This window comes from Streptomyces sp. NPDC056373 (assembly GCF_042262425.1).
GTDB lineage: Bacteria > Actinomycetota > Actinomycetes > Streptomycetales > Streptomycetaceae > Streptomyces.
Genome location: NZ_JBHJPX010000018.1, coordinates 34,424 through 44,325, shown reverse-complemented (window position 1 = coordinate 44,325; position 9,902 = coordinate 34,424). Strand labels below are relative to the sequence as shown.

Genomic DNA, 9,902 nt, shown 5'->3' with positions numbered 1-9,902 from the left:
GGTACGTTACCCGGCGCGCGCGGCGCCCGCGTCGACGGCCAACCGTGCCGCCACCCTTCCGTCACCCCCGACGCCCGTCCGCCGGCGTCCCCCGGCTGACGGACTTCGGGTGTGCCTCCGCCGGCGTTTCGCCGGCGCGGTGTTCTCCGGCGCCCGCCGACCGCGCGCACCGAGCCGCCGGTGTACCGCCTGTGGTGTGAACCACCCGCACGTCGTGCCCGTTTAAGGCATTTTGTCTGCTTAGCATGCGAGCTCCGCGCTCCGCACGCCGACGATGTCCCCATGCATCAAGACGGGAGCGCAACCGCCCCGTACGAGAGGACACCAGATGGCGCTGACGGGCCGTCGAAGAGCACCGTCCGAGCATGCTTTCTCCCCGCACGACGACGTGCTGCGCACCGCCGCGCCGCACGTCGCCCGCCGCCGGTTCCTGACGGTCACCGCGGCGGCGGCGATGCTCGCCTTCGCCACCAACCGGCCGGCCCGCGGCGCCACCGCCGCTCCCGAACTCGACGCCGCCCGGGTGTCCGACGACCCGTTCACCCTCGGTGTGGCCTCCGGCGACCCGCTGTCCGACTCGGTGCTGATCTGGACCCGGCTGGCACCCGAGCCGTTCGCCGAGGACGGCGGCCTGGGCCGGCAGCGGGTCGTCGTCTCCTGGGAAGTCGCCCTGGACGAGGGGTTCGCGATCGTCGCGCAGGAGGGCACCGCCACGGCCCATCCCGAGTACGCCCACAGCGTGCACGTCGACGTCAAGGGCCTGATGCCGGACAGCCACTACCACTACCGGTTCCGCGTGGGCACCTGGATCAGCCCCACCGGCCGGACCCGTACGGCGCCGGCCCCCGGTACGGACACCGCGGGCATGCGCCTGGCCGCCGTGGCCTGCCAGGCCTACCAGGACGGCTACTACACGGCGTTTCGCCATCTGGCGCAGGAGGACGTCGACGTGGTGTTCCACCTCGGCGACTACCTGTACGAGTACCCGGTCGACTCCACCGGCGGGGCCCGTCGCTACACCGACCGCAAACTGCCTGACGTCTTCAACCGCGAGACGACCACCCTGGCGGACTACCGGCTGCGCTACGCGCTCTACAAGAGCGACCCGGACCTGATCGCCGCGCACGCCCGGCACCCGTTCCTCGTCACCTGGGACGACCACGAGACGGAGAACAACTACGCGGGCGGCCTCGACGAGAACGGCAGCCCCCAGGAGCAGTTCCTGGTGCGACGCGCCGCCGCCTACCGCGCCTACTGGGAGAACCAGCCGCTGCGTGCCGAGCAGCTGCCGCAGGGCCCCGATGCCCGGTTGTACCGCCGGCTGGCCTGGGGTTCGCTCGCCCAGTTCGACATCCTCGACACCCGCCAGTACCGCTCCGACCAGGCCTACGCCGACCGGCCGCACGCGCCGGGCAGCGAGTCGGACGATCCGGCCCGCACGCTCACGGGTGCCGCGCAGGAGGGCTGGCTCCTGGACGGCTGGCGCAACTCCGGCGCCCTGTGGAACGTGATGCCCCAACAGGTGTGCTTCTCCCAGCGCAAGTTCGACCTGACCGAGCCAGCCCGGGTCTCCATGGACGCCTGGGACGGCTACCGGGCCTCCCGCGACCGGGTCGTGGCGGGCGCGAAAGCCGCCGGCATCGACAACTGGATGGTCCTCACGGGCGATGTCCACGTCGGCTACGCCTTCGACATCAAGGACGACTTCGACGACCCGCAGTCCAGGACGCTGGGCACGGAGGTGACCTGCACGTCCATCGCCAGCGGCGGGAACGGAACCAGCAAGCCCGACAACTGGGACACGTTCATGAAGGCCAACCCCCACATGAAGTACTACGACGGCCGGCGCGGCTACGTCCGGGTCGAGCTGGGCCGCGAGAACGCCCAGGTCGACTTCCGGACCGTCTCGGCCATCAACACGCCCGGGGGCACCATCTCGACGACCGCGTCCTTCGTCACGGAGGTGGGTTCGCCCGGCCTGAAGTCCACGTGACACGCCGGGCGTCCGCAGTACTGCACATGGCGCCCTTCCCCGCACCGAGGCGCGAAACGGAGCGGCCCGGGACATCACTCCGGGCCGCTCCGGCAAGGCATATGGCCTCGCCGGCAGTTCCACGCGATCGAAGGAGACACACCGAATGGCCCACAGACATGCCGTGACCGGCCGCCGGGCGGCCCTGACCGCACTCGGCGCGCTCCTCGCCACCGGGTTCCCGTCCGCCGTGGCGGCCGAACCGGCACCCCCCGCGGGTCCGTTGCCCTCGACCGCCCATACCCTCGGCGCCGACCGTCCGTCGGCTCCGCTGCTGCGCGCCCTGGAGCGCGACCTCGGGCTGACCCGGGCCCAGGCCTCCCGGCGGCTGATCAACGAGGCGGAGGCGGGCACCCGGGCAGGGCTGCTGCGCAATGCGCTGGGCAACCGTTTCGCGGGGGCCTGGCTGCGCGGCGCGACCTCGCAGGAGCTCGTGGTGGCGACCACCAAGGCCACGGACGTGCCCGCCATCAAGGCCCAGGGCGCCACAGCGGCCGTCGTGAAGAAGACGCTGCGCGACCTGACGGCCGCGAAGCAGAAGCTGGACCGGGCGGCGTCCCGCGTCGGCACCCGCGACACGCATCTGTGGTACGTCGACGTCCCGGCGAACCGGGTCGGCGTGGAGGCCCGGACCAAGGCCGCGGCCGCCGCGTTGATCAAGGCAGCCGGCCTCGACGGCAAGGGCGTCGGCGTCAAGGTGACGGCGGAGCGGCCGCGCCTCCTGGCGGACATCACCGGCGGCGACGCCTACTACATCAACAACGCCGCCCGGTGTTCGATCGGTTTCTCCGTCACGAAGGGCGCACAGCAGGGCTTCGCCTCGGCGGGCCACTGCGGCAAGAAGGGCGACACGACCACCGGCTTCGACAGGACGGCGCAGGGCACGTTCCAGGCCTCCACGTTCCCGGGCAAGGACATGTCGTGGGTCGCCGTCAACGACCAGTGGAGCACCACCGCGAACGTGCGGGCCGAGGGCGACCAGAAGGTGCAGATCACCGGCTCGGTCCAGGCGCTCGTCGGGGCCGCCGTCTGCCGCTCCGGCTCCACCACCGGGTGGCACTGCGGCAGCATCGAGCAGCACGACACCAGCGTCAGCTACGCCCAGGGCAGGGTGGACGGGCTGACCCGGACGACGGTGTGCGCCGAGCCGGGCGACTCCGGCGGGCCCTTCGTCGCGGGCGTCCAGGCGCAGGGCGTGACCTCCGGCGGTACGGGTGACTGCAGTAGCGGGGGCACCACGTTCTACCAGCCGATCAATGCGCTGCTCAGCGACTTCGGCCTCACCCTGAAGACCGCCGCCGTGGAATCGGCGCCCCCGCAGGGCACCGTCACGCAGGCGTGGGCGGTGGGCCGGGTCTACGAAGCCGGTGCCACCGTGATGCACGCCGGTGTGCGCTACCGGTGCCTGCAGACCCACCAGGCCCAGGGTGCCTGGGCGCCCACGGGAACGCCCGCCCTGTGGCGGCGGGTGTGACGAGGGGTCAGAACTGTCCGGCGTCCGCGCGGCACGTACCGTCGGCGCCGGGTGGGGCCCGCTACTCCTGGGCCAGCAGCGCGTACGCGGTGGCCAGGAACGGATCATGGGCGCGGAAGCGGCGGGTGCACACCGCGGCCAGGGCGGTGCCGGTGTCGGGGCGAAATCCCAGGAACGCCTGGTGGCCGAGGGTCGCGCCGCTGTGGAAGTACATCGGTCCGCCGTCCGTCGGGTGACGGAACCAGGCGATGGTGTGGACGTGCCGGTGCCCGATGCCCCTGCGCAGCACGGCGCGGCGCACCGCCCGCAGGGCGGGGGCGAGGTGCGCTGACACGCCGGTCGGGTCCAGATGGGCCTCCAGGAAGGTGAGCAGGTCGTGCGGCGTGGCCCGTACGGCACCCGCTGCCTGGAAGCCTCCGGCGTCGAAGGCGGGGACGGGGGAGACGCCGTCCCTTCCGTGCCCGGGGGCGTCGAGACCGGAGTCGTCCGCGCGCAGGGTCGTGGCGCCCAGGCCGAGGGGGCGCAGGACCTGGTCGGTGAGCAGGTCCTCCCAGGGGGTGCCGGTCGCGGTGGACAGTGCGTGGCCGAGGACGGCGACGCCGAAGTTGGAGTAGCGCCACCGGGTGCCGGGGCGGTGGCGCGGCCGGTGGCGCAGGAACGCGTCGACGACCCGGTCCTTGGGGAAGCGGGCGTAGGGGTTGGTCGTCCAGGCGGGCAGGCCCCGGAGGAAGAACGCGGCGGGCAGGGCGGGCAGTCCGGAGGTGTGTGTGATCAGGTGGGCGAGCGTCACCGGGTCAGCACCCGGCCGGCGCCCCCTGTCCAGGAGGGCGGCGGCCGGTTCACCACCGGTCAGCCGGCCGCTGGCGATCATCCGGGCCAGCAGCAGCCCGGTGAACGTCTTCGTCGCCGAGCCGATCTCGTAGCGCAGGTTCTCACGGGCGAGCGGCGGGGACGGGACGGTGCCGCCGCTCACGACGCTGCGGCGCCCGCGCCGGGAGAGGGCGAACACCACATGCGGGGCGTCGGACGCGGTGACGGCTTCGGCGAGCCGCTCACGGAGCGGACCGGCGTCGTCGGGGGCGGATTCGGGCGACTGAACGCATGGGGCACCTCCCGCGGTCGCCGGCGCGGCGCGCAGGTGCCGGGACCCGTCCGACGGCATGTCGTAGGGGACGGGGGGCCGGTCCGCGGGCATGCCGCGCGCGGCCTCCGGCTTCTCATGGGCCGGCGTGTGGCGTACGGCCGGCGACTCGTCCGCCGCTGATTCGGCGTCGCCGAGCGGTCCGCCCGGCCAGGGGGCGGGCCGACGGGACGTCATGACGCGGGCGCCAGCAGGGACAGGGAGCGGGATGTGGCCAGCAGTGAGGCGTAGGCGGCCACCAGGGTGGGGTGGTAGACGATGTCGAACACCTCGTCCGGCGTTCCCTGCGGCATCGTCCGCAGGGCGGGCATGGCGCCGTCGGGCTGCTGGGCCGCGGCGAAGCCCTGCCAGGCCCGTTCGTCCAGGGTCGGACGGGGCAGGCAGGCGTCGACCACCAGCAGTTCGCCGAGCAGATCCCAGCGTTCCAGATCCAGCCAGTCGTCGATCCAGACCGGCAGCCAGGTGGCGAGGTAGTCGGCTGTGGCGGGCGGCAGACCGTCCGGCCTCTCGCCCCAGTCGGTCAGGTGGAACACGTTGTGCGTGATGTCGTAGGCGATGTGCCCCTCCACCGTCCAGGGCTCGGGGGTGCGGGCCAGCCAGGTCGTGTCCCTGACCTCGGACTCCGGCGGCCGGGGCCGCAGGCCGAACCGGCGCTGGAACGCGGACAGGCCGAGCCGGCGGGTGGGGGTCGCCTCGAAGGCCGCCCAGCTGTCGATCCGGTGGTTCAGGGCGGCTGCCCGCTCCACCTCCGGCTGGCTGTAGCCGAGTTCCTTGAAGGGCAGGTACACCTCGAAGGGGATGGGGGAGATGGGCTCCGTGAGCTGTCCGCGCACCAGCATGCGGCCGCCGTCGAGTGTCTCGCGCCAGGCGTGGTCGATGAGTTGCCGGGCCAGCTGCGCCTGCCGCGACCCCGCGACACCCTCACGGAACAGCACCTTGCAGATCATGGCCAGTTCGCCGATGGGTTTGAAGCGCTCCAGGAAGCCGACCTCGGGGTCGACATCGGGTTCCAGCTCGAATCCGTCGCGGTGTGCCCACAGCCATTCCAGGGCGCCCACTCCGACGTTGTGGATCAGGCGGGTGTCGGTCATCCCAGCACTCCTTGTCCGCCGGGCCGGTGGTGCGTGGCTGCCCGGGCCCCGTCGTCGAGCCGCCCGGTGGTCAGGGTCGCCGCGAAGGCCGCCATGAGGGTGGGGTGGTAGTGGGACAGGAAGTCCGGGCTGCTGTCGTGGTCCGCTCCGCTGCCCTGCTCCGGGACCGCGCCGAGAGGGTGCTGCACCGCCGCGATCCGCGCCCAGGCGTCGTGCAGGACGGCGGGTTCGGGCAGCAGGGGCAGGCTCGCCGCCACGGCCAGCAGCTCGCAGCCGAGGTCCCACATCCCGGCGTCCAGACAGGTGTCGAGCCAGGGCGGCAGCCAGTCGGCCAGGTAGCCGGCGAGGTCGGGTGGGAGTCCCGCGGGCCCGGCTCGTCCCCAGTCGGTGAGGTGGAAGACCACGTGGGTGAGGGCATAGCCGGAGGACTGTTCGAAGGTCCAGGGCTCGGGCAGCCCGGCCAGCCAGGTGCGCCGCAGCGCCCGCGGCAGCGCGTCGGACTGCCGGACGCCGCTGCGGCCCTCGGCGTTCAGGACGCCGAGCCGCCGGGTGGGCTCCTGCTCGGTGAGCTGCCAGCCGCGGGTGCGTGCCACGGTGGCGGCGGCCGCCTCGTAGCCCCGGTGGCGCAGGCCCGCCGCGGCCATGGCGGCGTACACCTCCAAGGGGTAGGTGGCGAAGGGCTCCAGCCGCTGCAGGCGCAGGAAGAGCTCGCCCCGGCCGGTCTCCTGCCAGGCGAAGGCCATCAGGTCGGCCGCGCAGGCGTGGAGCGGATCCGGGGGCGCGGTGTGCCGGCACACGGTCGCGCACACCTGGGCCAGTTCGCCGAGCGGCTTCCAGCTGCGGTTCACCTGTCCGTCGGCGGCCAGCGCGTCCTCGCCCAGCGCGAACTGCGCGCGATGTGCCGACACCCATGCCAGCGCGTCCTCGGCCACCTGCCGTGTCCCCCGTGCGTCCCTCACACGAACGCTCCCGTCCGCGTGAGCCGTGCCGCACTCACGTGCAGCGCCACGAGCGGGTCCTGACCGCCCATCAGTTCCACGAAGTCCAGGCCGTTGCCGAGTCCCAGCGTCTGCGGTACGTCCTCCAGCAGGGTCAGCCAGCGGCCGGCGCCGGCCGCCTGCCGCCAGTCCCTGCGGCGCACCGCGCGCACGAAGCCCCGGGCGACGTCGACCGGACGCTGCCGTGCCGCGCGGGCCACCGCGCAGTCCTCCCCCGGCACGGCGAGGGCGGCCAGGACCGCCAGCTGGTGGGTCAGGAGTTGCCAGGTCGCGTCCTCGAGCCAGGCGGCGTCGGGCTCCTGGTGCGGGGCGTCGGCGTAGCCGGGGTCGAGCCGCCGCAGCGTGGTTCGCATGGCCCAGTGGCTCCACCGGACGGTGGGTGCGGCGTCGGCTCGGGGCGGGTAGGCCTCCACGGCCTTGCGGAACACGGCGAGTTCGTCGGGCTGGGGCGGGGTGTGCACAAGGGTGCTCGGCAGCAACGCGTCGGCTCCCAGCACACGTACGGCCGCGAGGGCGAGGTCCTCGGCTTCCCCGTGGGCCCGCTCGGGGGCGGCCGCACGAGCGTGGTCTCCGCTCCGGAGAGCGGAGACCACGGCGGAAGCCAGGTCCTGCACCGCGTCCTGCAAGAGGGACGAAGTGCCTGACTGCTCCATCTTCTACTCCTGTTGGTCCACTAGCCCTTCTTGGGGCGCGGGGTGGGCGGCGACAGGAGCAGGCCGAAGCCGCCCTTGAACAGCGCGAGTGCGGCGCACTCGCGGCTGTCGCGGTAGATGCCGTCGGCTTCTGCCGGGTCGAGCGCGGCTTCGATGTCGGCACTCCGGATGCCTGTCAGTTCCTTGGTGACCTTCTCCGTGGCAGTCATTGCACCATCTCCTTTGCTGAAGTGGATGCTTCTTCTCTAGTGCACCCGATGGGGACAAATCATGCCAACTGACGCAGAAGTTTATTTGCGTCACTTATTCAACATCTCGCACATGAATTACTTGGCTCACGGCAGTTGCCGCTGCAACGTCATGGCTGCTCAGCGCGGGCCACGACCCGGAGCGTGCGCACGGAGGAATCGGCCGCGTCCGGGATCAGGACGCCGTGCTCGGCGCCGCTGCGCAGGTAGTCCAGCACCGCGTCGGTGATGACTTCGCCGGGTGCCACCACGGGGACGCCCGGCGGACAGGGGCTGATCGTCTCCGCGGCGATGCGGCCCGCGGCCCGGTCGGCGGGCACGTGTTCGACCGGGGCGAAGAACGCCGCGCGGGGCAGCATGGCCTGCTCCAGTTCCAGCACCGAGGGTTCGGGCAGCCGGACCGGCGGGCGGCGTTCGACGGAGTCCGCGTGTTCGACGAGCGCACGCAGGGCGTCCAGGAGGATCTCTTCGGTCTCGTCGTCGTCCGCATGGGTGATGGAGGCGCTGATGCTGCAGCTGTCCGAGCCTCCGACGTCCACGTGGCGGTGGACGTGCAGCCACTCCACGGCCTGCATGCCGCTCAGGCCGAGCTTGCGGACATCGATCACGATCTTGAGCGGGTCGAGGTCGGCGGCGAGCCCCTCCTCCACGATCTCCCGGCCCATGGGGCGCGGACCCGGCAGTTCGGCGATCGCCGCCCGGATGCGTTCCGCACGGCGGACGGCCGCGTCCAGCAGTTCACGGCCGTGTTCGACCATCTGACGGCGCCAGCCGTCGAGCATGGCGTAGACGAGCGAGGACGCGCTGGTGGTAACGAGCAGGTCCTCCCGCTGCGCGGGGGCCTCGGGCGACACGCGGTCGTGCACCGCCGGGGACGTCCTGCTGCGCGAGGACGCGTGGGCGCTGCACCGGGCGGGGTGAGTGGTTCGGCTCCGGCTGGGGAACCCGTCGAGCGCTGTACCCACCGACTCCCTGGAGAGGGCCATGAGTCTGTTGCGTGTGCTCGGCCGCCCCATGCTGGCCTCGATGTTCCTCGCGGGCGGCATGAACTCCGTCCGCGACCCGAAGCAGGTCGCCGACGCCGCCGAGCCTGTCGTCCAACCGGTCACCGAGCGCGTCCCGGCTCTGCCGGACCGCACCGAGCAGGTCGTGCGGCTCAGCGGCGCCGTACAGGTCGCGGCGGGGCTGATGCTGGCCACGGGTCGCGTGCCGCGCCCTGCCGCGCTGGCCATCGCCGCCACGCTGGTGCCCACCACACTGGCGGGACACCGCTTCTGGGAGGCGCGGGACCCCGAGGAGCGGGCACAGCAGCGCATCCACTTCCTCAAGAACATGTCCATGCTCGGCGGACTGCTGATCGCCGCCGACGACACCGGCGCCCGCCCCTCTGTGGTGTGGCGCGGCACCCACGCCGCCCGGGGCCTGCGGCGCGACGCGGGCCTGGTGCGCCGCTCCGTCCGCGCCACCGCACGGCCGGCCACCGCGGTCGGGCGGGTCCGGGCCAAGCTCCCCGCCTGAGCGGCACCCGGCGGACCGCACGTTAACCCCCCGGGGCCAGGGGGACCCGAGCGCTGGAGGTGAAGGAGATGGGACACGGAGGAAACGTCATCGACGAGCTGATGACCGATCACCGCGAGGTCGAGGAGATGTTCGGCAAGATCGAGACACTGCCGTCCGGCCACCAGGACCGCAAGATGTACGCCGACCAGGTCACCATGGAGCTCGTACGGCACTCGGTGGCCGAGGAGGCCTACCTCTACCCCGCCGTACGTGAACACGTGGCGGGCGGGGACGCCCTCGCCGATCAGGAACTGAAGGACCACGCCACGGCCGAGCAGATCATGAAGGACCTGGAGGGCTGCGACCCGGGCGACGCCGACTTCGACCGGCTGATGGGCATGCTGATGAGCGAGATCCGCTCGCACATCGCCGACGAGGAGGGCAACCTCTTCCCGCGGCTGCGGCAGGCCTGTCCGATGGACACGCTCAACGAGCTCGGCGACAAGGTGCGCAAGGCCAAGAAGACCGCCCCGACCCGGCCCCACCCGGCGGCCCCCGACAAACCACCGGCCAACAAGCTCCTGGCTCCGGGCACCGGGATGGTGGACCGGCTGCGGGACGCACTGAGCGGCCGCGGCAAGTCCGGGTGAGCCGGCTCACCCCCTGCGGAAGCGGGGCCCCGGGCCCCGGGCGGGGGGCCCCGCGGGCGCGGGCGGGTGTGGCAAACCCGGGGGGGGCCCCCGGGTGTTCAACCCCACAGTGGGG

At 72.7% G+C, this 9,902-nt stretch carries 10 protein-coding genes; 4 read left to right on the top strand and 6 right to left on the bottom strand.

Annotated features, from left to right (window positions below; translation table 11 throughout):
• The first annotated feature begins 328 nt into the window (after nucleotides 1–328).
• Together ACFCXS_RS32350 and ACFCXS_RS32345 are read left to right on the top strand one after the other, a co-directional pair.
• Nucleotides 329–1,993 carry an alkaline phosphatase D family protein gene (locus ACFCXS_RS32350; RefSeq protein ID WP_376646913.1) on the top strand — a complete coding sequence of 555 codons (1,665 nt, stop codon included), beginning with the start codon at nucleotides 329–331 and terminating at the stop codon, nucleotides 1,991–1,993.
• Nucleotides 1,994–2,138: 145 nt separating this feature from the next.
• Nucleotides 2,139–3,506: an alpha-lytic protease prodomain-containing protein gene (locus ACFCXS_RS32345; protein WP_376646912.1), complete on the top strand. Its 1,368-nt coding sequence runs from the start codon at nucleotides 2,139–2,141 to the stop codon at nucleotides 3,504–3,506.
• A gap of 61 nt (nucleotides 3,507–3,567) precedes the next feature.
• Here the strand turns inward: ACFCXS_RS32345 and ACFCXS_RS32340 are convergent, their stop codons facing one another.
• From ACFCXS_RS32340 to ACFCXS_RS32315, 6 genes are all read right to left on the bottom strand, one after another.
• Nucleotides 3,568–4,668 carry a serine hydrolase domain-containing protein gene (locus ACFCXS_RS32340; protein WP_376647029.1) on the bottom strand — a complete coding sequence of 367 codons (1,101 nt, stop codon included), beginning with the start codon at nucleotides 4,666–4,668 and terminating at the stop codon, nucleotides 3,568–3,570.
• Nucleotides 4,669–4,820: 152 nt separating this feature from the next.
• Entirely contained in the window at nucleotides 4,821–5,738 is a 918-nt protein-coding gene (locus ACFCXS_RS32335; protein WP_376646911.1) for a DUF6895 family protein, read from the bottom strand.
• Nucleotides 5,735–6,697 carry a DUF6895 family protein gene (locus tag ACFCXS_RS32330; protein ID WP_376646910.1) on the bottom strand — a complete coding sequence of 321 codons (963 nt, stop codon included), beginning with the start codon at nucleotides 6,695–6,697 and terminating at the stop codon, nucleotides 5,735–5,737. Before ACFCXS_RS32330 ends, ACFCXS_RS32335 begins: the two co-directional genes overlap by 4 nt.
• Nucleotides 6,694–7,389 (bottom strand): hypothetical protein, encoded by a 696-nt coding sequence (locus ACFCXS_RS32325; protein WP_376646909.1) that lies wholly within the window; start codon nucleotides 7,387–7,389, stop codon nucleotides 6,694–6,696. The genes ACFCXS_RS32330 and ACFCXS_RS32325 overlap by 4 nt, the downstream gene beginning before the upstream one ends.
• 20 nt (nucleotides 7,390–7,409) lie before the next feature.
• Nucleotides 7,410–7,598, bottom strand: coding sequence for a hypothetical protein (locus ACFCXS_RS32320; RefSeq protein ID WP_376646908.1), 189 nt, complete (start codon nucleotides 7,596–7,598; stop codon nucleotides 7,410–7,412).
• A gap of 149 nt (nucleotides 7,599–7,747) precedes the next feature.
• Nucleotides 7,748–8,503 carry an aminoacid decarboxylase gene (locus ACFCXS_RS32315; RefSeq protein WP_376646907.1) on the bottom strand — a complete coding sequence of 252 codons (756 nt, stop codon included), beginning with the start codon at nucleotides 8,501–8,503 and terminating at the stop codon, nucleotides 7,748–7,750.
• A gap of 118 nt (nucleotides 8,504–8,621) precedes the next feature.
• Here ACFCXS_RS32315 and ACFCXS_RS32310 point away from each other — a divergent pair, with 118 nt between their 5' ends.
• Both ACFCXS_RS32310 and ACFCXS_RS32305 read left to right on the top strand, forming a co-directional pair.
• Nucleotides 8,622–9,155: a DoxX family protein gene (locus tag ACFCXS_RS32310; RefSeq protein WP_376646906.1), complete on the top strand. Its 534-nt coding sequence runs from the start codon at nucleotides 8,622–8,624 to the stop codon at nucleotides 9,153–9,155.
• A gap of 68 nt (nucleotides 9,156–9,223) precedes the next feature.
• Nucleotides 9,224–9,787 carry a hemerythrin domain-containing protein gene (locus ACFCXS_RS32305; protein WP_376646905.1) on the top strand — a complete coding sequence of 188 codons (564 nt, stop codon included), beginning with the start codon at nucleotides 9,224–9,226 and terminating at the stop codon, nucleotides 9,785–9,787.
• Nucleotides 9,788–9,902: the final 115 nt, after the last annotated feature.

Coding starts and splice junctions, on each gene's coding strand:
- ACFCXS_RS32350 (WP_376646913.1), top strand. CDS start 329: ATGGCGCTGACGGGCCGTCGAAGAGCACCGTCCGAGCATGCTTTCTCC.
- ACFCXS_RS32345 (WP_376646912.1), top strand. CDS start 2,139: ATGGCCCACAGACATGCCGTGACCGGCCGCCGGGCGGCCCTGACCGCA.
- ACFCXS_RS32340 (WP_376647029.1), bottom strand. CDS start 4,668: ATGCCGTCGGACGGGTCCCGGCACCTGCGCGCCGCGCCGGCGACCGCG.
- ACFCXS_RS32335 (WP_376646911.1), bottom strand. CDS start 5,738: ATGACCGACACCCGCCTGATCCACAACGTCGGAGTGGGCGCCCTGGAA.
- ACFCXS_RS32325 (WP_376646909.1), bottom strand. CDS start 7,389: ATGGAGCAGTCAGGCACTTCGTCCCTCTTGCAGGACGCGGTGCAGGAC.
- ACFCXS_RS32320 (WP_376646908.1), bottom strand. CDS start 7,598: ATGACTGCCACGGAGAAGGTCACCAAGGAACTGACAGGCATCCGGAGT.
- ACFCXS_RS32310 (WP_376646906.1), top strand. CDS start 8,622: ATGAGTCTGTTGCGTGTGCTCGGCCGCCCCATGCTGGCCTCGATGTTC.
- ACFCXS_RS32305 (WP_376646905.1), top strand. CDS start 9,224: ATGGGACACGGAGGAAACGTCATCGACGAGCTGATGACCGATCACCGC.